At 56.3% G+C, this 23634-nt stretch carries 24 protein-coding genes, 1 tRNA gene and 1 riboswitch; of the genes, 10 read left to right on the top strand and 15 right to left on the bottom strand.

Annotation, left to right across the window (positions count from 1 at the left end; all coding sequences use genetic code 11):
* Positions 1–15 precede the first annotated feature (15 nt).
* Genes ACR0KS_RS06820 through ACR0KS_RS06800 form a run of 5 tightly spaced genes read right to left on the bottom strand, consistent with a single transcriptional unit; the run spans position 16 to position 5158 of the window.
* Entirely contained in the window at positions 16–1365 is a 1350-nt protein-coding gene (locus ACR0KS_RS06820; RefSeq protein WP_170565221.1) for a glutamine synthetase family protein, read from the bottom strand.
* Positions 1366–1419: 54 nt separating this feature from the next.
* Complete coding sequence (locus ACR0KS_RS06815; RefSeq protein WP_170382457.1) at positions 1420–2454, bottom strand: TRAP transporter substrate-binding protein; 1035 nt, start codon at positions 2452–2454, stop codon at positions 1420–1422.
* A 51-nt stretch (positions 2455–2505) separates the two neighbouring features.
* Positions 2506–3825, bottom strand: a complete 1320-nt coding sequence (locus ACR0KS_RS06810) for a TRAP transporter large permease subunit (RefSeq protein WP_170382455.1) — start codon at positions 3823–3825, stop codon at positions 2506–2508.
* Complete coding sequence (locus ACR0KS_RS06805) at positions 3822–4394, bottom strand: TRAP transporter small permease subunit (protein WP_170415477.1); 573 nt, start codon at positions 4392–4394, stop codon at positions 3822–3824. Before ACR0KS_RS06805 ends, ACR0KS_RS06810 begins: the two co-directional genes overlap by 4 nt.
* A gap of 8 nt (positions 4395–4402) precedes the next feature.
* Positions 4403–5158, bottom strand: a complete 756-nt coding sequence (locus ACR0KS_RS06800; RefSeq protein ID WP_480693155.1) for an N-formylglutamate amidohydrolase — start codon at positions 5156–5158, stop codon at positions 4403–4405.
* A gap of 155 nt (positions 5159–5313) precedes the next feature.
* On the opposite strand from ACR0KS_RS06800, the gene ACR0KS_RS06795 reads away from it, so the two are divergent.
* Positions 5314–6183 carry a MurR/RpiR family transcriptional regulator gene (locus tag ACR0KS_RS06795; protein ID WP_480693154.1) on the top strand — a complete coding sequence of 290 codons (870 nt, stop codon included), beginning with the start codon at positions 5314–5316 and terminating at the stop codon, positions 6181–6183.
* 838 nt (positions 6184–7021) lie between these two features.
* Here the strand turns inward: ACR0KS_RS06795 and ACR0KS_RS06790 are convergent.
* Positions 7022–7696 (bottom strand): TIGR04283 family arsenosugar biosynthesis glycosyltransferase, encoded by a 675-nt coding sequence (locus ACR0KS_RS06790; RefSeq protein WP_170565230.1) that lies wholly within the window; start codon positions 7694–7696, stop codon positions 7022–7024.
* A 72-nt stretch (positions 7697–7768) separates the two neighbouring features.
* On the opposite strand from ACR0KS_RS06790, the gene ygfZ reads away from it, so the two are divergent.
* Together ygfZ and ACR0KS_RS06780 are read left to right on the top strand one after the other, a co-directional pair.
* A complete protein-coding gene (ygfZ, locus tag ACR0KS_RS06785) occupies positions 7769–8506 on the top strand; it encodes a CAF17-like 4Fe-4S cluster assembly/insertion protein YgfZ (RefSeq protein ID WP_170565233.1) in 738 nt (245 codons plus the stop codon).
* Between the two features lie 104 nt (positions 8507–8610).
* Positions 8611–9555 carry an ABC transporter transmembrane domain-containing protein gene (locus ACR0KS_RS06780; protein WP_170486393.1) on the top strand — a complete coding sequence of 315 codons (945 nt, stop codon included), beginning with the start codon at positions 8611–8613 and terminating at the stop codon, positions 9553–9555.
* 56 nt (positions 9556–9611) lie between these two features.
* On the opposite strand, the gene efp is transcribed toward ACR0KS_RS06780, so the two are convergent.
* A complete protein-coding gene (gene efp / locus ACR0KS_RS06775; RefSeq protein WP_170325421.1) occupies positions 9612–10175 on the bottom strand; it encodes an elongation factor P in 564 nt (187 codons plus the stop codon).
* Positions 10176–10393: 218 nt separating this feature from the next.
* On the opposite strand from efp, the gene ACR0KS_RS06770 reads away from it, so the two are divergent.
* Entirely contained in the window at positions 10394–10714 is a 321-nt protein-coding gene (locus tag ACR0KS_RS06770; RefSeq protein ID WP_037310273.1) for a DUF6280 family protein, read from the top strand.
* 182 nt (positions 10715–10896) lie between these two features.
* On the top strand, positions 10897–12354 hold the full coding sequence (locus ACR0KS_RS06765; RefSeq protein ID WP_170565236.1) for a cobyric acid synthase: 1458 nt from the start codon (positions 10897–10899) through the stop codon (positions 12352–12354).
* A gap of 3 nt (positions 12355–12357) precedes the next feature.
* Here the strand turns inward: ACR0KS_RS06765 and ACR0KS_RS06760 are convergent, their stop codons facing one another.
* The 3 genes from ACR0KS_RS06760 to ACR0KS_RS06750 form a co-directional block, all read right to left on the bottom strand.
* Positions 12358–13086 carry a hypothetical protein gene (locus tag ACR0KS_RS06760; RefSeq protein WP_170565239.1) on the bottom strand — a complete coding sequence of 243 codons (729 nt, stop codon included), beginning with the start codon at positions 13084–13086 and terminating at the stop codon, positions 12358–12360.
* A 74-nt stretch (positions 13087–13160) separates the two neighbouring features.
* Positions 13161–14579 carry a TolC family outer membrane protein gene (locus ACR0KS_RS06755; RefSeq protein WP_170382435.1) on the bottom strand — a complete coding sequence of 473 codons (1419 nt, stop codon included), beginning with the start codon at positions 14577–14579 and terminating at the stop codon, positions 13161–13163.
* A 95-nt stretch (positions 14580–14674) separates the two neighbouring features.
* Positions 14675–15328 carry a protein-L-isoaspartate O-methyltransferase family protein gene (locus tag ACR0KS_RS06750; RefSeq protein WP_170486390.1) on the bottom strand — a complete coding sequence of 218 codons (654 nt, stop codon included), beginning with the start codon at positions 15326–15328 and terminating at the stop codon, positions 14675–14677.
* Between the two features lie 227 nt (positions 15329–15555).
* On the opposite strand from ACR0KS_RS06750, the gene ACR0KS_RS06745 reads away from it, so the two are divergent.
* Positions 15556–15629: transfer RNA gene (locus ACR0KS_RS06745), tRNA-Cys, on the top strand.
* A 426-nt stretch (positions 15630–16055) separates the two neighbouring features.
* On the opposite strand, the gene ACR0KS_RS06740 is transcribed toward ACR0KS_RS06745, so the two are convergent.
* Together ACR0KS_RS06740 and ACR0KS_RS06735 are read right to left on the bottom strand one after the other, a co-directional pair.
* Positions 16056–16598, bottom strand: coding sequence for a P-loop NTPase fold protein (locus tag ACR0KS_RS06740; protein WP_170565242.1), 543 nt, complete (start codon positions 16596–16598; stop codon positions 16056–16058).
* 151 nt (positions 16599–16749) lie between these two features.
* Positions 16750–17142, bottom strand: coding sequence for a hypothetical protein (locus tag ACR0KS_RS06735; protein ID WP_170565245.1), 393 nt, complete (start codon positions 17140–17142; stop codon positions 16750–16752).
* A 121-nt stretch (positions 17143–17263) separates the two neighbouring features.
* Here ACR0KS_RS06735 and ACR0KS_RS06730 point away from each other — a divergent pair, with 121 nt between their 5' ends.
* Positions 17264–17929, top strand: a complete 666-nt coding sequence (locus ACR0KS_RS06730; RefSeq protein ID WP_170565247.1) for a YrbL family protein — start codon at positions 17264–17266, stop codon at positions 17927–17929.
* A gap of 842 nt (positions 17930–18771) precedes the next feature.
* On the opposite strand, the gene ACR0KS_RS06725 is transcribed toward ACR0KS_RS06730, so the two are convergent.
* Positions 18772–19698, bottom strand: a complete 927-nt coding sequence (locus ACR0KS_RS06725; protein ID WP_170565250.1) for a hypothetical protein — start codon at positions 19696–19698, stop codon at positions 18772–18774.
* A gap of 301 nt (positions 19699–19999) precedes the next feature.
* Positions 20000–20479 carry a hypothetical protein gene (locus ACR0KS_RS06720; RefSeq protein WP_170565253.1) on the bottom strand — a complete coding sequence of 160 codons (480 nt, stop codon included), beginning with the start codon at positions 20477–20479 and terminating at the stop codon, positions 20000–20002.
* Between the two features lie 151 nt (positions 20480–20630).
* Between ACR0KS_RS06720 and ACR0KS_RS06715 the strand changes: the two genes are divergently transcribed.
* Positions 20631–20822 (top strand): hypothetical protein, encoded by a 192-nt coding sequence (locus ACR0KS_RS06715; RefSeq protein ID WP_170565255.1) that lies wholly within the window; start codon positions 20631–20633, stop codon positions 20820–20822.
* Positions 20810–21355, top strand: a complete 546-nt coding sequence (locus ACR0KS_RS06710) for a hypothetical protein (protein ID WP_170565258.1) — start codon at positions 20810–20812, stop codon at positions 21353–21355. Before ACR0KS_RS06715 ends, ACR0KS_RS06710 begins: the two co-directional genes overlap by 13 nt.
* Before the next feature lie 31 nt (positions 21356–21386).
* Here ACR0KS_RS06710 and ACR0KS_RS06705 read toward each other — a convergent pair whose 3' ends face one another.
* Positions 21387–22343, bottom strand: coding sequence for an NAD(P)-dependent oxidoreductase (locus ACR0KS_RS06705; RefSeq protein ID WP_170565261.1), 957 nt, complete (start codon positions 22341–22343; stop codon positions 21387–21389).
* Between the two features lie 100 nt (positions 22344–22443).
* Between ACR0KS_RS06705 and ACR0KS_RS06700 the strand changes: the two genes are divergently transcribed.
* On the top strand, positions 22444–23328 hold the full coding sequence (locus ACR0KS_RS06700) for a LysR substrate-binding domain-containing protein (RefSeq protein WP_170565263.1): 885 nt from the start codon (positions 22444–22446) through the stop codon (positions 23326–23328).
* A 72-nt stretch (positions 23329–23400) separates the two neighbouring features.
* A riboswitch (cobalamin riboswitch) is annotated at positions 23401–23607 on the top strand.
* Positions 23608–23634: the final 27 nt, after the last annotated feature.

Raw genomic sequence — 23634 nt, 5'->3', positions numbered from 1 at the left:
TCGCTCCGACCCGTCTCAAGCCCGCTCAAACCCGCGGGCAATTTCCCAATCGGTCACCACACGCTCAAACTCTTCAATCTCGACCTCTGCCGCACGCGCATAGTGATCGACCACCTCATCCCCCATAGCCGCACGCAACATGGCCGACCCGTGCAATGCATCCCGCGCCGCACGCAAATTGCCGGGGATCATCCCCGTTTCGCCCTGATACACATCACCCTGCGTCGGAGGCTGCAACTCCAGCCCCTCGTCAATCCCGGCAATCCCGGCGGCCAGCATTCCGGCCATCGCCAGATAGGGGTTCATGTCCGAGCCAGGAATACGGCACTCAACCCGCACCGCCTTGGTGCCATCGCCGCACAGCCGGAACCCTGCCGTGCGATTGTCTACCGACCAGATGATCCGCGTAGGTGCAAAGGTTCCCTTCATGAACCGCTTGTAGCTGTTGATATAAGGGGCCATGAAATAGGTGTAGTCGGCCGCGTATTTCAGCAGTCCGGCCATGTAGCTTTTCATCAAGCCCGACATGCCCAGCGCATCCGACTTGTCAAAAAACGCCGGTTGTCCATCCTCCCACAATGACTGGTGCACGTGGGACGAACTGCCCACCTTCTCATGATGCCATTTCGGAAGAAACGTCGCCGCGTGCCCGTGCTGCCAGGCGATTTCTTTCACCGCATTCTTGGCGATCGAGTGATATTCGGCCGTGTCCATCGCAGGCGCGTATTTGATGTTCAGCTCCTCCTGCCCGGTCTCGGCCTCGCCCTTCGAGTTCTCGACCGGAATCCCCGCATTCCACAGATGGTTGCGGATCGGGCGCATCACATGCTCTTCCTTGGTGGTCTGCAGGATATGATAGTCTTCGTTATAGCCCGAGATCGGCTCAAGATCGCGGAAGCCTTCCTTGCGGATCTCGTCAAAGCTCTTTTCAAACAGAAAGAACTCCAGCTCGGTGGCGCACATGGCGTCATAGCCCATCGCCTTCAGCCGGTTCACCTGCTTTTTCAGAATGGACCGAGGCGCGTGGGGCACTTCTTCATGTGTGTGGTGATCCAACACGTCACACATCACCATGGCAGTCCCCTCCAGCCACGGTACCGGGCGCAGAGTGCTGAGGTCGGGTTTCATGACATAGTCGCCATAGCCCCTCTCCCAACTGGTGGCGGCGTAACCATCCGGCGTGCCCATCTCAAGATCCGTGGCCAGCAGATAGTTACAGCAATGGGTTTCTTCCCACGCACCTGCTACAAAGTGACCGGCGTGGAACCGTTTGCCCATCAAGCGCCCCTGCATGTCGACCATGCAGACCAGCACGGTATCGATGTTTCCGGCAGAAACCTGCGCCTTCAGATCGTCGAGTTTCATATCAGCCTCATTCCCCGTTGGTCAGGGCAGGCGCTGCCGCCTGCCCTTTTGATTTTAGCCGTAGCGATAAGGCCGTCCGGCCTTGAGCATGTCGGCATTGTACTGCTTGAAGATTTCGACAACCTTCGCCTTGGTTTCGGACTCGGCTGCGATCTCATCCCAGAAGGCAACTGCCGCTTCTTCAACCGTCGCCCATTCTGCATCCGGGATCGAGGTCAGCTGCATCTTGTCGCCATTGACGCGCAGGCTGGCTTCACCACCCCAATACCACCACTGACGATAGTAATGCGACTGATCACAGCAGACGCGGAACAGAGTCTGCAGGTCTTCAGGCAGCTCGTTCCAGCGGTCCATATTGGCAAAGAACGACCCGGCCCATGCGCCCGAAATGTTGTTGGTCAGGAAATAGTTGGTCACATCGGCCCAACCGACAGTGTAGTCTTCGGTGATGCCCGACCATGCGATGCCGTCCAGCTCACCGGTCTGCACTGCAACTTCGATGTCTTCCCAGGGCAGAGTAACCGGCACAACACCAAACTGGCTCAGGAAGCGGCCCGCTGTCGGGAAGGTGAAGACGCGCTTGCCTTGCAAATCGGCCAAGCTGTTGATCGGGTCTTTGGTGGCAAAGTGGCACGGATCCCAAGCACCAGCGCTGATGTGCTTAACGCCGACCTTGGAATATTCCTCGTCCCAAATCTCGTTCAGGCCGTACTGGTTGAACAGCACCGGCACGTCCAGCGAATAACGGGACGCAAACGGGAAATAGCCACCGAAAACGGTGACTTCGGTGGGCGACGCCATCGAGTCATCGTCGGACTGCACCGCATCAATCGTGCCCTTCTGCATGGCGCGGAACAGCTCTCCGGTGGGGACAAGCTGATCGGCGTAGAACAGCTCAATCTGCATCCGGTCACCGGCGATCTTGTTGAACATCTCGATCGCGGGGTCGATCACGTGGGCAGCCAGCGCAGGACCGGCATAGGTCTGCATCCGCCAGGTGATCGTGCTTTGCGCCAATGCGGGCGCGGCCAAAGGCGCAGCGGCAACACCGACCCCGGCGGTTTTCAGAAACTTACGTCTTGTTGTCATGTCATTTCCTCTCTGTTGCAGGTTCTCGTGCCGCTTCAACGGGCATTCTTGTTAATTTCCATAGACATATCCGGGCAGCCACAGGGCGATCTCCGGGAAAATCATGATGATCGTCAGCGCCAGCACCATCACCGCGACAAACGGAAAGATCGAGCTGTAGATGTCGCGCAACGTGATCTCGGGCGGGGCCATGGCGCGCATCAGGAACAGGTTATAGCCGAAAGGCGGCGTCATATAAGCGATCTGGGTGGTGATCGTGTACAGCACCCCGTACCAGATCAGATCAAAACCCAACGCACCCACCAGTGGCACATAGAGCGGCGCCACGATGACCAGCATCGCCGTGTCGTCCAGAAACGTGCCCATAACGATAAAGCTGAGCTGCATCAGGATCAGGATCATCCACGGTGACAAGCCCAGTTGATCGGTGAACAGATTGTCGATGGCTTTCACCGCGCCAAGCCCATCGAACACCGCGCCAAAGCCAAGGGCGGCCAGAATGATCCACATGAACATGCACGAGATTGCCAGCGTCTGCTTGGTGCAATCCTCGAAAATCTTCCACGTCATGCGACGTTTGACGACTGAAACGACCAGAGCCGTCAGCGCTCCGATGGCCGAGCTTTCAACCAGCGAAGTCCAACCATTCACAAACGGCACCATCATCGCCGCAAAGATGATCAGCGGCAGTGCGCCCGCACCCAAAAGCCGGATTTTCTCGGCCCGTGGCACCTCGTGCGCGTCTTCCATTGCGGGGCCAAGCTCGGGCTGAATGCGGCAGCGAATCCAGATATAAAGGATGAACAGGCTTGCCATCAGCAGGCCCGGCACGATCCCCGCCAACCACAACTGCCCCACCGGTTGCCGCGCGATCATCGCATAGAGCACCAACACGACCGAGGGCGGCACCAGAATGCCCAGACTGGACCCGGCCTGAATAACACCTGTGACCATCGTCTTGTCATAGCCCCGCCGCAACAACTCCGGCAGTGCAATGGTTGCGCCAATGGCCATCCCCGCAACGCTGAGCCCGTTCATCGCCGACACCAGCACCATCAGGCCAATCGTGCCAATCGCCAGCCCGCCATTTACCGGCCCCATCCAGACATGGAACATCCGGTATAGGTCATCCGCCAGACGGCTTTCCGACAGCACATAGCCCATAAAGATGAACATCGGCAGAGTCAGCAGCGGATACCATTTCATCAGTTTCATCGCGGCCGAGAATGTGATGTCCTGCCCGCCCGTCCCCCACAGGGCCAGCGCAGCGACAGTAGCGACCGCGCCGATCGCGCCAAAGACGCGCTGTCCGGTGAACAGCATCAGCATCATCGACGCGAACATGAAAATGGCGATGTATTCCTGGCTCATGCCCGACGAACCCCGATTTCCTGCCCGTTGATCCGGGCGATGTCTTTGAAAAATTCCGATATCGCCTGTAGCAGCATCAGGAAGAAGCCGAACACCATGATCGCCTTGACGGGCCAGATATAAGGTCGCCACGCGGTGGACGAGCGTTCGAGCCGCCCGATCTCTTCACTGCCGGTCAAAAGGCCGGTGAAATACGACACCGGCGCGTCGCCCCAATAGCCCAAACTATAGGCTGTTGATCCCAGCCCGCCGTAAAACAGCACGCCCAGATACAAGATCAGCAACAGCACGGTGAAGGCGTCGAACCACGCTTTCTTTTTGTGGCTCCAGTTGTGATAGAACAGGTCCATCCGCACGTTCGACCCCAGTTGGATCGAATATGGCCCACCCATGATGTAGTAGGTGACCATCGCAAACTGCGCCATTTCCAACGTCCACAGCGACGGCAGAAAGAAGGTTTTCGAGATCGAGGACCAGAGAAGAATGCCCATCATCACGAAAAGGCCCCACATCATGACCCGCCCGATCCGGTAGTTGATCGCATCGACAACGCGGACATATGAGCTCATGACCCGGATCACATCGCCACCTTCTTTTTGATGCCCGACAAGACACCTGCAATCCACGGCACCAGAGTGTCAGCCACAGCCGATTGCTGTTCAGGCGTTTCAATCAGGTCGTTGCGGATTTCGATCATCACGTTCAGCAACCCGCGCGGCAAAGCCTGCGCGTCGAGAGTATGCGCCACACCATCAGCGGCCGAGTAAGGCTCGTTCAGGCGGGTGACATAGGGGTTCTGGGCTGGCTGTTGAGCCATCATTGCGGCGGCAAACCTGTCATCCTCTCCGTGCAGAATGCCCAGTTCGACCTTGCGTTTTTCGCCAAGATAAACGGGTGTGAAACTGTGAACCGTGACCATCACCTCCAGCGAACCCCGGTACTGGTCCAACACATCCGACAATGTTTTACGGAAAGGCTCGTAGACACCTTCAATGCGCGCAGTACGCTCTTTGGGCGTCAGGTCCGCATTGGCCGGAATGTCCCAGTCTTCACTGAGCACCGGCATGGCCCCGGCTGCCTCGGGCGGGCGGTTGCAGTCGTAAACCAGACGCGAAACGCCACCATAGACCAAGGGGGCTGACATGCGCGCAGCCATCAGTTTGGCCACGGCCAATGCGCCGGGATCCCACGCGATATGGCTTTGCAACGCGTCCTGCCCCAACCCCATATCCCCAAGAAATGCTGGGATTCGATTGGACGCGTGCTCACAGACCAGCACCACCGAAGGCGTGTCGTCTGCCAAATCCGTGTGAACGACTGTTCCGAAGTCCAATTTACCGCCCTGCGATTCCATGTGTGATCGTTGCGGAAAAATTTCCACACTCAGCAAACACCTGTCAATAATTTTCCTGTATAATTTTTCCCACGCTTGATCTTGATGAAAAATTATTCACATTATACCCCTAGCACATGCAGGAGGAACTATTAGTGCGGGTGACAGACAGGCTGCTGGCTCATCGGGACAAGATGACCCCATCGGAACGGCAACTGGTCAGTGTTCTGCTGGACGACTACCCCATGGCCGGGCTTGGCAGTATCACCGAACTGGCCAGCGCAGCCTCGGTTTCGACCACGACGGTCGCGCGGATGCTGCAGAAAACCGGGTTCGACGGCTATCCACAGTTTCAGGCCGCCCTGCGCGGCGAGGTGAAAGAGATGATCTCGGGGCCCGTCGCCAAGCGCGACGTCTGGCAGAATGACCTGCCCGAAGAACACATCCTGAATCGCTATTCTCAGCAATCCCTCGCCAACCAGAAGCGCACGATAGACGAAGTTGACCCCGAGGAATTCGATAGCTTTTGCAACCTGTTATCGGACCCGAACCGGCGGATTTTCATCACCGGCGGGCGCATCACGGGCACGTTGGCGCAATACCTTTATCTGCACTTGCAAATGATCCGACCCGACGTCCGGCTACTGCCGGTCGCGGCCTCTTGGACGCATGATCTGCTGGATGTGCGCAAAAATGACGTTCTGGTTGCGCTGGATGTGCGCAGGTATGAGAACTCGACCATGCTGATCGGACAGTTGTGTCAGGAACGCGAGGCCGAGATCGTGCTGTTTACCGACCAGTGGCGCTCGCCCATTCACCGGTTCGCCAGACACACTTTTGCGGCCCGGATCGCGGTGCCCTCGGCCTGGGACTCGATGGCTTCGATCCTTGCGTTGATGGAATGCGCCATCGCTGAGGTGCAGGAACGGCTCTGGGACTCGGTCAAGGAACGCACCGACGAATTGGAGCAAGCCTTTGACCGCACCAAGCTGTTTCGGAAATTCGGCCAAAGCTCCGGCTCGTGACGTCTGATCCGACAAAGAGAACAACAGCCCGTGAGGAGTGTTGCCACGTCGTGAACGCACCGTCACTTTGTATGCATGACGTTTATTGCCGACAATCAACTGCCCCTGTTGATCCTGTTTTTTCTTATTGGATCGGTTGGAACCGGATTTCTGTTCCGTAAACCGGCAGGTCACCGCGCGTGGAAACTGGCTGATCTCGTTTGGGTCGTACTTGGCGGGATCGGTGCCTTGGTCGCGGTTCTTGCGGGTTTGTACACGTCCGACAGTTCACGACTGGACCGGCAGATTGACGTGGCTTATGCCGCAACTCTGGCGTTTGACCGGGATGCCGCTCGGTTCCGGCTGCGCTTTTGCGACCCGGCCTATGATAAGGATATCGGGGTTCTATGCGAAAAGGTCGAGTTCCTGTCCGCGTCCACGGCCAGCAACGCAGAACTTCCTCTGTTCATCGCCGTTACCAACGAAGTTGCGCCGCTACAGGGTCTTCACTTCTTGTTTGGGCAAAGCGCTCGGGACGAGCAGGACGACATGCGTGCGATGGCCTCCAAGGTCGAATCCTTCGACATAGATCAGTTTCTGGTCTTCACATCGCTGGACGACAAAACTCAGGCCGCTATCGACAATATGCGCCGCAAAGTTCCGGCAATCGCCGGGGACTATGTTATTCTCGCCCAAAGCTATGATGATCTTGTTGCGCAAGTCGGAAAGCTAAAGGACGAATGGGAATACCTTCAGGCCAACGCGCATATTCTGGTTTTGCAGATCATCGCATTATGTCTGGTAAGTTTTGCTGCCCCGTTTCGGCTGGGTAAATCCATTGTTGAGCTGCGCACGACCCTCATCGCCGATACGACCGCGCCAGCCTCTCGGGGTCGGCCCCCAAAAAGTACCGAGTCAGAGTCCACAGATTCCGCGCACCCCGACGCAACCAACCCGACCTCTGATAGCGATCCGCACTCGTGAATGCATAGACAGGCAAGACTGTGACGCCGCTCAGACGCAAGGTAAGGGCCACATCCTCCATCAAGGATTGGTCCGGGTAGCCGCCTGCCGCTGCATAAGCTCGTCTTGGGACCAAAAGCCCCTGATCGCCATACGGCAGTCGAAACAGACGACCGCGCATATTGGCCCAGCCCGCCACCCATGCAGGCGCAAACCCGGAAGCGCGGAAGGCTAATCGAAAGGTCGCCGGGTCGCCCGTGCGCAGATGATCGCAAACAGCTTTGCTCCAGCCTTCTTGCAGGATGGTATCCGCGTGCAGAACCAGTAGCCATTCGCCTGCGGCCACCTCGCACCCCCGCCGCAACTGCCCCCCGCGTGACGCTGCCCCGGTCACGATCTCGGCCCCGGCTTCGTCAGCGATTTCAAGGGTATTGTCGGTCGAACCGCCATCTGAAACGATCAATTCCCGGATTAGACCGGTGTGCAACCCTTCCATCAGTGCCTGCAGCGTTTCAGGCAGAGTGTCCGCCGCGTTCAGCGTGGGAATGACGATGCTGATCGGCGCAGGCATGATTGAAACCCTCTGGTCTTGGCGGCGTGAACTCCTATATCACGAGGCCAAAGGAAAAGACGAGGACGTAACATGCCCAATCGCCGCATCCTGCGCTTTGGCGGCGCCGACACTGACAGCTTCCTGCAAGGGCTAGTGACAAATGACATAGCCGGGCTTGAGGCTGGGATCGTCTATGCCGCTTTGTTGACGCCGCAGGGCAAATATCTGGCGGACTTCTTTCTTGTGCGGGACGGCGACTCTGTGTTGCTGGACGTGGCCGAAGAACTGGCGGAGGGACTGGCCAAACGGTTGGGTATGTACAAGCTGAGGGCCGACGTCACGATTGAGGATAGCGGCCTGAACCTTCAACGCGGCACGGGTCCGGCCCCGCAAGGTGCCCTGCCCGACCCCCGTCATCCTGATATGGGTTGGAGGGCGTATTCCGCCGACCCCGAAGGTGACGACGGAACGGATTGGGACGCGATCCGCGTGCGGCATTGCATTCCCGAAACCGCGATCGAATTGACGCCCGACAGCTATATCCTTGAATCCGGCTTCGAGGCGTTAAACGGCGTCGACTTTAAAAAAGGCTGCTATGTCGGGCAGGAAGTCACCGCGCGGATGAAGCACAAGACCGAGTTGCGCAAGGGTCTGCGCAGAGTTCGGGTCGACGGCACCGCACCGGTCGGCGCGGAAATTCTGGCCGACGGGAAACCGGCAGGCACCCTGTTTACGCAGTCCAACGGAAAGGCGATCGCCTATCTGCGGCTGGACCGAGCCAAAAGCAATCTGCAAGCCCAAGGTGCCACGGTCACTCTGGACCCCTAGTTGTTGCCAATCCAGCACGTCCGCCGTATCAGTTGCCTCGCCACGGTTTGATCAGCTTCAAGGCGCTGTCACACTGACTGCGGGCCTAAGAACCGGATGTGCAAATGTTTCAACTGTATAGAGCGATCTGGCGTGCCAGTGCCGGACGCCAGATTATCCTCATTGTCCTGTCCATTGCGATCGCAGGGCTGGCCGCCGTGCCGTTGGAATTTCAGCGCGACATCATCAATCATCTGACCGAAGACAACGTCGATACAGAACGCCTGATCTATCTTGGCAGCGGCATGATGTCCGTGATCCTTCTCAGCCTGGTGCTGAAGTGGGTGCTGGGCTATCGCGCCGGAACCCTGGGTGAGGACATGATCCGCATGATCCGCCAAAGACTGCTATTGCGGTCCTCTGATCTGGGCGAAAATGGCGAAACTGTACGCAAAGGCACCATGACGACCGCCATTTCAGCCGAGGCCGAGGAACTTGGCAAGTTCGCGGGCGGTGCGTTTTCGGATCCCGTGGTTCAAATCGGCACCCTGATCAGCGTGATCGGCTATATTTCATCAACGCAACCGGGCTTGGGTCTGATTGCCTTTTCGATGATCGTGCCGCAGATCGTCATCGTTTTGATATCACAGCGCAAAGTGAATGTTTTTGTGGCCGAGCGCGTCCGCATCCTGCGCAGCGCAACAGACAGGCTCACGACCGACGACATTGACGCGGTGGCCCGTGACGTCGAAGCGCAGTTCGATGAAATCTATAACACGCGTCGCCGGATGTTCATCTGGAAGCTCTCGGCCAAATTCCTACTTAGCGTCATCAACGGTGCCGGCACCGTAGGTATTCTCATGCTGGGCGGGTACCTTGTATTACAGGGCAAGACTGATGTCGGCACGGTGGTTGCCGCGACCAGCGGGCTGGGCCGCATACAGGGGCCAACGGCCTTTCTGATTGCCTTCTACAGACAAGTCAGCGCCAACCGCATCAAGTATGAGCTGATGCTAGAGTTGTTCGGCCCCAATCCCGAGAAATACCGGTATATAAAGGATCGCAAATAAAAAGACCGCACAGCGCATGCCGTTGCGGTCTTCATTGTGTCCGGGTGCGCAGTCAGTTACGCGCGTTCGGAATATTCCATGGTTTCGGTGTTGACCACGATCATCTCGTCCTGGCCGATGAACGGCGGAACCATGACCTTGACGCCATTGTCCAGAATGGCCGGTTTGAACGAATTCGCCGCGGTTTGGCCTTTGACGACCGGCTCTGTCTCGACGATTTTGCAGGTCACTTTCTGGGGCAGAGTCGCGTTCAGCGCCTCGGATTCATAGAATTCGACCACAATTGTCATGCCGTCCTGCAGAAACGGGCGGCGTTCGCCCAGCAGTTCTGCGGGCAATTCGATCTGTTCGTAAGTCTCTGAGTCCATGAACACCAGCATGCCGTCGGATTCGTACAGGAACTGCTGATCTTTCTGCTCAAGACGCACGCGCTCAACTTTATCCGCCGAGCGGAACCGTTCGTTCAGCTTCGAGCCGTTGCGCAGATTTCGCAGCTCGACCTGAGCAAAAGCTCCGCCTTTACCGGGCTTTACGTGATCGACTTTTACGGCAGCCCACAGCCCGTCATTATGCTCAAGCACATTGCCGGGGCGAATTTCGTTCCCATTTATCTTGGGCATAACATAAATCCTTCACAAAAGGTTGATGCGTCAGTTGTGGTCCCTATATCTGGCGTGGCTGCACCTGGCAAGACAACGAAACCTTGTGCTGCAGCTGCAGCAAGCCATGCGAATGACGCAACGCAACTATGCATATTAGGTGTATCCGAATCGCACTTAATCGGTCATAAGGACCGTCACGCCGAAAATGCAAGAGCAAGAACAACAAGGAAGACGAGATGAGAGATTTCGTTGACGGCACAGCCTTTAACAATGAGCAAGGCAACCGTGCTCGTAAACTATTCGCGGCCGTTGTGTTGGCTGCACTTGATGATGCCATCGCCGACGACAAAAAGTACGGCAATGGCCCCGAACAGATCGCTCGTTGGGCACGCTCACGCGATGGCCGCGAGGTATTGTCGTGCGCGGGCATTGACCCCAATGAACGCGTTGTCAGCGGACTGATGGAGTTCGTCGGACGCGGGGTACGCACCTCGGTCGCGCTGTCGCGCGAAGAGAGTGAGCGCCGCAACGCTGCGCAGCAGGCCGAAGCAGCCTGATCCAGACCTCTGTTCCAATGAAAAAGCGCGCTTCTTAAACAGGAGCGCGCTTTTCATTTGGCTGATCGGCTAGTGCGAACAGACCGCGTCTTGGATCAAAAGATGCGCTTGACCGTTCATCCGGGGCTTTTCCTCTGGTCACAAATCGGGTCATGTGCCCGACAGGTTGAAGGAGACTCGGCATGGTTCGCGCCATTATGATTCAGGGCACCGGCAGCAATGTCGGCAAGTCAGTTTTGGTGGCAGGGCTGGCGCGCGCCTATACGCGGCGCGGGCTGCGGGTGGCTCCTTTCAAACCGCAGAACATGTCGAACAACGCGGCTGTGACCGAAAACGGTGGTGAGATCGGACGGGCGCAGGCGCTACAGGCTCGGGCCGCCAAGCGCGCCCCGCATACAGACATGAACCCGATCCTGCTAAAACCTGAAACGGATACTGGCGCGCAGATAATCGTGCATGGAAAACGTGCGGGAACGATGAAGGCGGGGGACTACCGCAAAGATAAGTCCAAACTGCTGGGCGCGACGCTAGAGAGTTTTGACAGGTTGTGCGCGGAGTCCGATCTTGTGTTGATCGAAGGCGCTGGCAGCCCGGCCGAGACCAACCTGCGAAACGGTGACATCGCCAATATGGGCTTTGCTTGCGCCGCAGGCGTTCCGGTCGTTCTGGTCGGGGATATACACCGTGGCGGAGTGATCGCTCAGATCGTTGGCACCCAAGCTGTGCTGGACGAAGGCGACCTGGCGATGATCCGGGGGTTTGCTGTTAATCGGTTCAAGGGGGATGTTTCCCTGTTCGACGACGGTCGCGATGATATCGCCGCGCGAACGGGGTGGCCGTGCCTGGGCGTCGTTCCGTGGTTCCACTATGCCTGGAAGTTACCCGCCGAGGACATGATGGACATCAGGTCGCACAGCGGAGGCACCTGCAAGGTCGTGGTGCCGCAACTGGAACGCATGGCCAATTTCGACGATCTTGACCCGCTATCGGCCGAGCCTGGCCTGACCGTGGAAATCGTGCCTGCCGGTCGCCCCCTGCCAGGAGACGCCGATCTCGTGCTGCTGCCCGGCAGCAAATCTACGATCGGGGATTTGACCTTTTTCCGAGCGCAGGGATGGGACATCGATCTCTATGCTCATGTCCGGCGCGGAGGGCATGTGCTGGGCTTGTGCGGTGGCTATCAAATGCTAGGAAATACGATCGCTGATCCCAACGGCGTGGATGGTCGTCCCGGCACGGTTCCGGGCTTGGGCCTACTGGATGTGGACACGGTCATGTCCGACGAAAAGCAGGTGACACTGCGCCAAGCGCAGGCGCTTCCGGGCCACGAGCCGGTCTCGGGCTATGAAATTCACATGGGAAAAACCCAAGGCGCCGATTGTACCCGCGCTTGGCTTGAGATCGAAGGCCGCCCCGAAGGTGCCGCAGACAAAACTGGACGCATTCGAGGCAGCTATTTGCACGGGATATTTTCGTCGGACTCCTTCAGGGCCAGCTACCTGTCACAACTGGGAGCGGTATCGAACCTGAGCTATGAAGACGGGGTAGAAGAAACGCTGGACGCGCTTGCGGACCATTTGGAACAACACATGGATCTGGATTGCCTGCTGGAACTGGCACGGACACCCACGCGCGCGTAAAGGTCAGTCCGGCTTATATTCCGCCAGCGCCCTGTAAATCTCACGGCGCACCATCTTGCGAACGTTGCGGGTAATACGCTCACCCAACACGCCCTGCAATTCCTCACGTACGACCTGAGCAATCAGTTGGCGCAGCGCAGCCTCGTCTTGCGCCGGAATTTCCGCAGGTGCTGCGGCTGAGACTGCGGCGGCGGCAGCCGTCACTTCGGGATCGCGAATAAAGGTTGCCTTGGACTCTAGGTCTTCGGGTTCTGGAGCGGTTGTGGCTTCGCTTTCGTCGGCAGAGGGTTCATCTTCAGCGTTCCACTCCAACGAGATTGTCCGCGTTCCCGAATAGTCGTCTTCGCTGTCACCATCGGGCTCCCACTGATCTTCGGTCCGCGCGATTGCAGCCTCAAGCGCCTCAATCTTTGCGCTCAAACTATCAGCGGGATCTTTGCTGGAGGATTCCTCAGATGCTTGGTCTTTTTGATCGACAATGTCCGAGGCCCGCAGAAGCATGGGTTTAGCCGAAGCGTTGGCCGACCCCTTCGCCTCAGTCCCAGATTGTGATTGTTCAGAATCCTCAGGCGGTTCACTGACGCGCAAGGCGTCCGTCAGCACCAGTCGGCCGGGGCGTCGCGCTAACGAAGTCGGAACCAGATCAGGGATTTTCCGACCTTCTTCCCCGACCAGACGTTTGATAGAGGACAAAACGTCCTCTACGCTCCCGTTTGCGACTTTATCCGTCATTCCGCACTACCACTCTGTCCTCAGAATCGAGTGTAGCCAAACACTTCGGACCTCACAACAGTCAGAGTCGCCCCTTAGTCGCGACGCAACGCCTTGAGAACGCGATCCAAGTCCTTGCTCTGCTTGCTGACCTGCGCCGGTGCGCGCTTGACCAGATTGTAGTACAGCGTCGGGTCATAGATTTGCACAGCCAGGCCCAGACGCTCGGCCGTTAGCAGACCCTGCGCCTGCAGCAAATCATAGGCCGCACGTGACCGCTCTGTGCGCGATCCAACCTCAGTCAACTGCGCGTTCAGCAAGTCCTGCTGAGCGTTCAGGACGTCCAGGGTGGTCCGAGCGCCCAATGTCGCTTCTTCCCGGATACCGTCAAACGCAACCTGCGAGGCGCGGACCTGCTCGGTCGATGCTCTCAGGCTAGCGGTCGCTGCTTGGAAACGCGCATAGGCGTCGGCAACGCCCTGCGTGATGTCTTTCTGCACGTTCAACAGGTTCGCGCGCGAGGCATCACGGGTTGCCATGGACCGCCGTACGTTCGCCGCCAGACGGCCGCCAGCATAGATCGGCTGGTTGAAGTTCAACGAGATTGACGCATCTTCAAGGTTATCGTCGTTGTCATAGCTTTCACGGATACCCGCGTCTGCGTTCAGGCTCACGTTCGGGCCAAGGTTTGCACGCTGCTGCTGAACCGCCAGGTCAAAAGCCCGGACTTCGTGCTGAGCGGACAGGATTGCGGGGTGGTTGCGCTGTGCCAGCGCAATCGCTTCCGACTCAGAAGCCGGCAGGTTGGGCAAGCTCGGCTGACCCGCCGTCGCCCCCGGCGATTTGCCGACAGCGTTCACATATTCCGCCTGAGCCCTGCTCAGGTTACCGCGGGCAATCGCGAGTTCCGCCTGAGCACTGGCAAGCTGCGCTTCGGACAGCGCCACGTCAGTGCGTGTCACTTCACCCACGTCGAACCGGTCCTGAGACGCCCGAAGTTCTTCGGCGGACACATCGACATCATTAAGCTGGATCTGCACTGTCTCTTCCTGAAGAACGACTTCCAAATAGGCGTTCACAGCGCGGAAAAGCACAAGTTGTTCAATATCAATCAGGTTCTGCCGGGTGGACAGAACGATTTCCTGTGCCGCCTGCTTGCCCAGAATTGCGAAGCCGCCATCGTAGATCAACTGACTCAGCGTAAGGCCGGTGAAAAAGGTCGACGGCTCGTCCCTCACGACCACGTCATTTACATTCGAGCGCGTGTAATCCTGACTAACCTGCACGGTCCAGTTGATGATTGGCCGCAGCGCAGACAGGGCAATTGCCACATCTTCGTCCGCTGCACGCAACAGCGCCCGGTTCTGCTCAAGCAGCCCGCTTGTGTTGTACGCGCCAATGAAAGCATCGGTCAGGTTGTCGGCCCAAGCCGCCCGTCCCGGAACAACGCTGAGTGCGATACCAGCCGTCAACGCCAAAGCCTTGACCAGCTTACCTCCCGACTTAGAACTCATTACGAAATCCTCTCAAATCAAAATTACGCAGCCCTACGCGCAGTTTGCGCCTTTGTTTTCAACTAATCAAGGCGGCAGAATAATCTGTCTGCAAATTATAGCGAAAATGCACGTTCCGCGGAAAATGCCTGCAGTATCGGCGCGTTGGCGTTGAACGCATGGCGCCAAGTCACGCGACCACCGGATTTATGACCGATCCGCACAGTCCCCAACTCACCCTCCATGAAAAGGCAAGCGATGCGCCCATGCTCTTTAAGCTGGTCAATCAGTGCATCTGGCACTTGCTCTACACCGCCTTGGACCATGATCACGTCATAAGGGCCATGTTCGGTCGCGCCTTGCTCAAGAGGACCGACATGCACGATTGCATTGTCCGCGTCCGCTTCCATAAGAAGGGTTTGGGATTCTGCCGCCAGATCCTCATCCTCCTCGACGGCAACGACCAACTGAGCCATTCGCGCCGCTACGGCGGTCGAGTAGCCGATCGCCGAACCCACGTCGAGAACCACTTCTTCGTTTGAAATATTAAGCGCGTCCAATATCTTAGCCAGAGTGCGAGGCTCCAGCATGCTACGCCCGCCACCCAGGTCGATCAATCCCTCGACATATGCGGCCTCTCGCTGGGAGTCCGGCACAAAGTTTTCCCTTTTCACGTTCAACATCGCGTCGATGATGGGGAACTTCGTTACATCGGAAGGCCGGATTTGCGTATCAACCATCGTGCGGCGCCGGGCTGCGAAATCTGTCATTGGATCGCTCTTACTATTCCCTTGGATTACCGGCTTTTGCCATATCGCGGCTGAACCGGCAACGGCCAGACGACGAAACTTTTGCCGCAGAACAGGAAATCTTTGCAATGAACCTAGGATGCTGCCGCTCAAGGCGTGGAATTTTGAGCGCAACCCTCTGGACGCCCCAGACGAAAGCTGTTAAAACGCCTGTCACACCACGGCAAGTATTTGATTTTACTTGAAAAGGCGAGTTGGCGGAGTGGTGACGCAGCGGATTGCAAATCCGTGTACACCGGTTCGATTCCGGTACTCGCCTCCATCCTACAAGCCCGACGACACCGTATTCTGCGCCATATCAAATGGTTCGGCCATATCGTCGCGGGGTGTAATTGGGGTGTACTGGCGGTTCTGAAAACCCCCGGAGTGCCGAGGATGGCCTGTCGCGTGTCAGGCCGGACCCCGAGGGTTTTCACGCAAACCGCGCCAGTGGAGTTGGCATTCCAGACGCGACCACACCCCCATTCCAACACGGCGATGTATCGTCCGTCCATTTATCCCAAAAATGCGTTGTCCCGCAGGCGACCAAACCTCCGGGACAGCGACTTACCAGCGAGAAACGCCCGGGAACCAACCGGACCCTGAGAATTTATCACACCCGGGCATATGGGGTGAAGAATGTCGTTGTCATATCGTTGTCTGACAACGCTAATAGACTGTTTGTAAACGAAATAATTGACGCGAGGCATCAGCATAATTTTATTCGTGGGGTAGACCTAACCCGCGAGACGACCGACATGACCGCATAACCGTCGTGCTTTTCTTGGAGTCTGTCTTCATCAGCAATTAGAATTACTCGGAACCCCAAGTGTTCGACGTATGTGGAAACCACGCCCATTAGCTGCTCTAAGCTCATACCGCATCTTTCGATGTCATCGAATACAAGCGTGCGGTCAGGTTGAACATTACGCCTCATCGTAGCGTTCAGCCATTCAGCCGCGGCACCTCCGAGTGAAGCTAGTCCACCGACGTTCTTAGCTGCATCGCCAGCTGCACCAACAATAACCTCAAGTTTCTTTAGGTTAGGAGCGTAAGCTGCATAAACTGCCGCATGCGCCTCGTTAGGTTCTTGCAACCCAAAAAGACTAACGTAGTAGCAATCGTCCTCTTTGACATATTGGCGTACTTGATGCGTCTTCCCAACGCCCCAAGCTCCGGTCACCAAAACAGCATATCCGGGTTCTTGGAGTTCTTGATAGTAGGCCAAATACTCTTTGAGATGTTGTGTCATAAAAGGACCCTAGATGCTGAAATGAAATTAAATTAGACGAGAACGTCCGGCTCTGTGAGGGCACCATAAGCATTAACTCGGAGTGACTTCTAGGGCGTCGGAAATCTTTAGTCGCCCACCCTTGACGGTGGAGCGGGGTGCAGGGGTCGGGTCACGAAAGGGGTTTTGCATACTTGGCGTCCTTTTTGGCTTGTCGCGCCCAACCGGTGTAGGCGCGGCGAAGTCGCTCAGTTTCCCCAAGACGGGGGTTGAACCCGGCCTCGGGTAGTGCGTCCACCAGTTCGGCTAGCGACAGGCTGCACTGGATGGATGAATTGATGTCCCCCGACAGTCGGTCGAACCGAACGCATGCGTCTTGGCAGTCGCGGGCCAAGGCATCCATTTTGACAGCCAGCAAATCCAACCGTTCTGAACCAGTCACGAAACGAACGGCCAGAAGCGCAAAGGCTGTTAAACTGTCGGGGGAAACGCCCAAGACCGACGCGGTGGACTTGGTGCGTATACGCAAAACGCTGGCCGCGAACGGGCAAGTCCGCCACTTCATTGGCTAGCAGCCATCTCTCCGCTGGAAACAAAAGCGCAGTTTTTTACTTCGAGGACGGTTCTTTACTTCTGTCACAAAACTGTCATACGCACTTGCAAACCACTAAGCTATGAGGTGCAGCATGCTGACGCTGAGCAATAAGCCTGTGATTGCCAAGGGCAAGCGTCAGCATATCTATGAACACCCGAACGAACCGTCTCTTCTGGTGAAGTTGCCGCAGCCGGGCACGTACGACGCACATGGACAACTTCCGGACGTCAGTTGGATCGAACGCCGCCTTCGCCGTGCGACCATGTACAATGGTTTTCTGCGCGAGTTTCGCGAGTATTTGGAACTAAAAGCTCGCAAACAAGAACCCGGTGCGCTACTGCCAATTTGTGAAGTGCATGGAACGATGCCAACTGATTTAGGTCTAGGACTGGTGTACGAGCGCATTTCAGATCCTGATGGCAATTTGTCACCGACCCTCAGGGACATGATCCGAGCAGGTCGCCTGAATACCCTGCACTTGAAATTGCTTAACGATTTTTTTGATGCGTTGATGGAAAACCACGTCGTGATCAGCAACAAGAACCTAAAGAACATTGTATTCCAAACGCAAGTAGATGGCTTGGGCAGGTTTGTCTGGATAGACAGTTTTGGCTGCAAACAGCTTGTTCCACTGCGAAAGTGGTTGAAATGGTTAAACACTCGCGGTTTGAACAAGGTGCGTGATCGTGTTGTCGGTCAAGCAGAAGCAGCTCTGGCGCATAGCAACGAAGCAAGTGGACTTTCACACTCTGTGTGACCGTAGATTGCATATGACCCCGACGCGTGAGGTAGCCTCAGTGCGAGAACCCAGACAACTCCGCGTATCGCCTTCCAGCACTAAAACGGGCCGCAATCTTCTTAGGGAGAAGATTTTGTTGCGAACTAAGCCGACATCGAAATCATACTCGAAATTCTGAATGTCGAGGATGAATATCTCGCCAACTGCTTTGCTTCTTTGGGCGGAATATTATTCACGGTAACTCGGTACTAGTGTCTGTTATGTCCGAGTTGCGGACAACCTGCGCGACTGTTTGCAGTGGATGCCGCAGTACAGGAGTGAACTCGGTTTAGGGCCTGTCCCCGCCGTCCCAATAATCATGATCAGGCCTTTGATATCCAGCCCCTTGATAGCTGTCATAGCTGCATACCCTCACAACAACAATTACAAAGAGTGCTATGAGGATTGCCCTGGCAGTGGGGGTTTGGAGTAAGTACTTCATTATTCTTTTTTAATTTTGCGAGAGTGAAATGGCAAAGAAGTCCTGCGCCTCTTCACTCAGACCGCCAGTAGAACCGAACTAGACGAACGCGAACTTACACTGCTGGACGACGCGCTGAAGGTTTGGGGAGTGGCTTGGATATCGCTTGTTAGGCATCACATGCTGATGACTGTGTTAACGGCGGCTTCGTCCGCTCCTTGGCCATTAATCCAACGCGCAGCGAATGGCTGCTTCGAGCCCTAAGTCAAAATCTCTGCACTGTGCATCAATGCCCGAGGTGCAGACCAAGCAGGCTTTCGCAACATAGTTGCAGTATATTCCACTTAGTACGCGCGACAAAGCGCCGTGACATCGGGGGATCTTGTTAGCTTCCTATACGTCAAGCATTCCCAGAGCGGTCAAGAAGCGCCTGATGTACGTCTTTGAAGCCCGCCAACTGGAAACTATTTTCGCCATTTATTTCCGTTGCTGCTTTCAGCCACGTACCCTTATCCATAGCATTCATCAGGTCGTAAAACTCTTCATCCAGTTGATTGAGTTTGCCCAATTCGAAAATCAAACTGGTGCCCTGACCAGATGCGTCGAAACTCCAATACCTCTGAACGTCATCAACAGTAAGGACGAGTTCGTGGATCTCATACCCGAAAAAGGCCTTCACGTCATAAAACTGCAAAAACACGAGCATGTCGTTGGAGAACACAAGAGCGAGACTCTGACCCCATCGTGAGTTGTGCAGTCGTATGTGCTGTTCCGCGCTGCCCGCCGCCATAAGGTCAAGCGACCAATGCTCCCGGTTAAACAAGTTGATGTTCTCCGGTTCATTGTTGTTTTGCGATCCGGTTGACCCAAACACGTTGCGGAGTGTTTGAAAGAGTCTCTTATCTTGTGTGCCGCTTTGTTCACCCGTTTCAGCGGAAGCAAGAGCATCTCTGGGCGTTCTAACTTCGGCAGGTTTGTCCACTATATAGTCTCTCAAAGTGGGGCTCATGCCTCCGTATTTTACCAATGTGCCTGCGTTTCCCCAGCCCTTGGTAAATCCATCCTCCCAGTTCGGACTGAGGTGCATATCTCCGTCAATAATCTGCTTTGCGGTTTCTTTATCAAATACCTCTGAAAGAATATCTGAGTACGGTTCCCCAACTTTGGTAATAAAAATTCGAAAGCTTTCGTCTCGGAGGTCGTAGGCGTCATCTTCCCCAACTATGAAGACCGCCGTAAATCCAGCGATGTAACCTGCGACCCAAGGATCCTCAAAAAATTCGGCCAAGATAGAAAGGTTTTCGTTACATTGGAGTTTCAAACCCATCGACGCCTTTGCTATTCTTCGTTTGTTACGATTTCTCCAAAACATTCCGATAAACCTTTTCGCAGACTTCCTTGAACAATTAAGTATCTTGCCCAAGCAGACAATCCCGACTTTGCAGGGACACAACTATGAAACGATGTCTGCGTCGGGCTGAGAACAGACAGTAAACGGTTGATCGCTAATGGCAGCAAAGTTCGCAACTCGGTTGTTGGCCGGGTTTTGTCGAGCGTCCGCTGTTGAAAATCGCGGTCTTTGAGGTTTGGTTCAATTAAAATGCCTCAACCCTGATCTGGACCGCAAATCAAGCGAGCAGGTCGTGTTTCCCAGCATTCTCGTTTATCTTTTTGGTTGCCGCCTCAGCTGATGCTCGTTCATCGTCCGCTGTTTTATTGTTTCCGGGTCGCGCCACGATGCCCAATTGTTTGGCTTGGGCGATCAGAAGCGATTGCAGGTTGATGTGAAGGCTCAGCCATGGAGACCGAACCCAATCGCCTTTGCTGTTTTGGGTTAGGTGACCTTCCTTTTGCACCATTAGATGCGTGTACTCATGTTCGACAAGCGTACGAGCGTAGATCGCGGCTAGATGGACATCCGTTCCCGTCCACCGAGATCTTGGACGACCCAACAACACCTCTTGGAATACGCGCTCGGCCTTCGCTTGGTCTTGCTGCCACGGCTCCACATCTGCAGGCCATTCGATGGGGTCGTCACCCAGATGCTTCCAAAGTTCTGACGATGTCGCGACACTCTTCCGGGGTGTCAGACCGCTTCCTTTTGGCATTCGAATATCCTCGCTTCGTAGCTTGATAGGGAGACGCTAGCGGGGTTTGGCTGGGGTATGCGTCCCTGCGGGCCGCGTCCTATTGCTCCGCGTCGTGCAAAGGTCAGGCGGCAACATACCGTCAAAGAGAAGCGGCGAAGGAGGCCGAGAAATGAAAGCACCATACGACATAAAAACACAGGAACTGCTGCGCGAACTCTCAACACGTTTGTACCATACCGAAACCCTGTTGTTTGGTATGGATAAAGAAGCGGACGCAGACGTTTTGGATGACGCGCGGACGGCTCTGGCCAAGGCCTACGTAGTAATTGAGACTATGGAGACTAGACCGTGGCTTCGATAGTTAAGTACAAGGACCGACGAGGTCCAAAGTGGAAGGTTTTCCATCAATACACAGACCGGACCGGTGCCAGAGTGCGCCGGTCCCGTACATTTAGGGACCACAAAACCGCGCTAGCGTTCAAAGCGGAGGTCGAAACGCAGGTCCACCAAGGCGTCAGAACCGCGCGGGTCACGCTGTCGGCGTATCTGGACGACTGGATTGAAAACAAGGTCGCAATGGGCGAATTGCGGGGCAACACCCGGGATGGATACCGGGCCAAACTGGATTCCGCCAAACAAACCATCGGACACGTGGAAATCGCCAAACTGGTCCCGGGCGACATCGAATTCTGGTTGCGGGGGCTTCTCTCGGGCGAGTTCAGCAAATCGGGTCGGCCCCTGTCCCCGACAACGGTGCGCCAGTGTCGGACCATCATGGTGTCGGCCCTTGGGGATGCGGTGCGCAAGCGGCTGTTGCCCTACAACGTGGCAGTGCGTTGCAAATCCGTGTACACCGGTTCGATTCCGGTACTCGCCTCCATCCCCCAAATATGACCACGAAATTCCCGCGCCGCGCCGAATTGCGTCATTCGGCCCCACGGCCCGTCGGGACTACCTCATAGCCGGGTTCTTCCGGCTCATCGTCTTCCATTTCAACGGGAAACCCTGGGGCAGTGATGTCCAGACCTGTCGCGTCCTCAAGACGGCGAATAATGTTAGGAGAGAGCTCTCGGTCGCCGTAACGCGCTATTCCATCGTCAAAAATGCGCATCATCAGCGGGTTCATTTCCAGCGGGACACCCGCGCGGTCTGCGACCTCTTGAAACAGGCCAATGTCCTTTTTCACAAGATCCATGGTGAACGAAATATCCCTTGAACCGTTCAGGATGACCTGGCTTTCGGTCTCGTGAACGAATGAAGTCCCCGAGGAGATCTTGATGGCTTCGTATGTCGTATTCAGATCCATCCCCGCAGCCTTGGCCGTCACCAACGCTTCGGCGCAGGTAATCAGATTCGCCGTTGCAAGGTAGTTTGTCAGGACTTTCAACACGGAAGCGGATCCCAGATCCCCGGTATGTAGAATACGCCTGCCCATTGTTGTCAGGAACGGCAATATGCGCTCGAAAGTCTGTCGGTCACATCCCGCGAAGATCGAGATATTGCCCGTTGCCGCGCGATGACACCCACCTGAGACCGGGCAATCAACGGCAGCCCCTCCGCGGTCCATGACCAGTGCGCCCAAACGCTTTACCTCGGCTTCGTCTGTCGTGGACATCTCCATCCATATCTTTCCCGGCCTTACCTCGGGCAACATGTCTTGCATCACAGCGTCCGAAGCGGCAGGAGACGGCAGACACGTGATCACGGCATCGCAATCGCGCATCATTTGCGCCGGGTTTTCGGCGGCCTGCGCGCCTTTGGCGACAAATTCGGAAACCAATTCCGAGCTTAGGTCATGGACGACCAGATCAACGCCGTTTCGCAAAAGCGAGCCTGTTAGCTTCGCGCCGACATTGCCCAATCCGATAAAGCCCACTTTCATAGCGATTCCTCCCGATAGATTCACCCCGACTATCCTTGTTGCGAAACACGAACTGAAACGAATAATAATCGGCTTTATGACATGAATTTTTTGGTGATAAATGGATCGTGTTCCCAACCTCGTATGGCTGCGCAGCTTTGAATCCGCGGCGCGGCACTTGAATTTCACGACAACGGCGCGTGAACTTGGGCTGACCCAGACCGCCGTATCGCTGCATATCCGGTCTCTGGAAGCTGAGCTGGGCCAGCAACTGTTCACCAGAAAAGCGCGGCGGCTGGACCTGACCGAGCTGGGCCAGTCCTATTCTCTGACGGTCAGACGTGCGCTAGCCGATATCTCGCTGTCCACCAACAGCCTGTTCGGTCCAACATCGCGTCAGACATTGACGGTAAGGGCTGCGATCTCAACGGCGACATATTGGATCGCCGCCGAGTTGCCAGATTTCTGCGCCCGGCATCCAGATACTCCAGTCCGCCTTGTATCACATATCTGGAATGACAACCTCGCCCCGGATGACGTGGATGTCGAAATCAGGTTGGGATACGGGGACTGGCCGGGTGTGACATCGGAAAAGCTGACCGAGGAAAGGCTGGTTCCCGTAAAGCGCGCAGGCGGGGCGCTGTCAAAGCTGAAAGACCTGCAATCCGGCCCCCTGATCCACATCCTTGGATACGAGGACAACTGGGCACGTTATTTTGAAGCGACCGGGCTGGCGCATTCCAGCATGCCGCCGCTTTATTCTGCCGACACCTCTGTCGCTGCGCTGCAACTGGTGATGGCCGGAGCGGGTTTTGCGACGATATTGGAGCGTTTTGCCAGAAACGCCATTGCCCAGGGCGCGCCCATTGAACTGGCCGGACCCGCGATTCCCTTTGCGCAATCGCACTACCTGATCTGCGGGCCAGAAGAACCTCATCCCTCGGCGGCGGTCGGGCTGTTTCGTGCCTGGCTGCGTGAAAGGGTGGCAGAACATGCCGCTGACTGACATTGGCTGGTCGCTTTTCCAACCTTGAGGATTTCATACCGTCCGCCACGCTTGACAAGCCCCCCGCCCGTGCCGCATGTCCGATCCGTTGGTGTCCTCGATAGAGGATGAAAAGGGAATGTGTCAGCGGATCTTCCGTAAAACACAGCCGCCCCCGCGACCGTGACCGGAGAGGGTGCCCAAAGCCACTGGCCGAAAGGCCGGGAAGGCGGGACATCCGACAGAGGCCCGCCTCTGACATCCGCAAGCCGGGAGACCTGCCAGCACCCGAAGATGTAACCGGACGGGGTGTTCCGGTGTCGGGCC

The sequence above is a fragment of the Ruegeria sp. BC7 genome (assembly GCF_056539165.1).
Note: the sequence above shows the minus strand (reverse complement) of the source record. Positions and strands in the feature narration are given on the sequence as shown.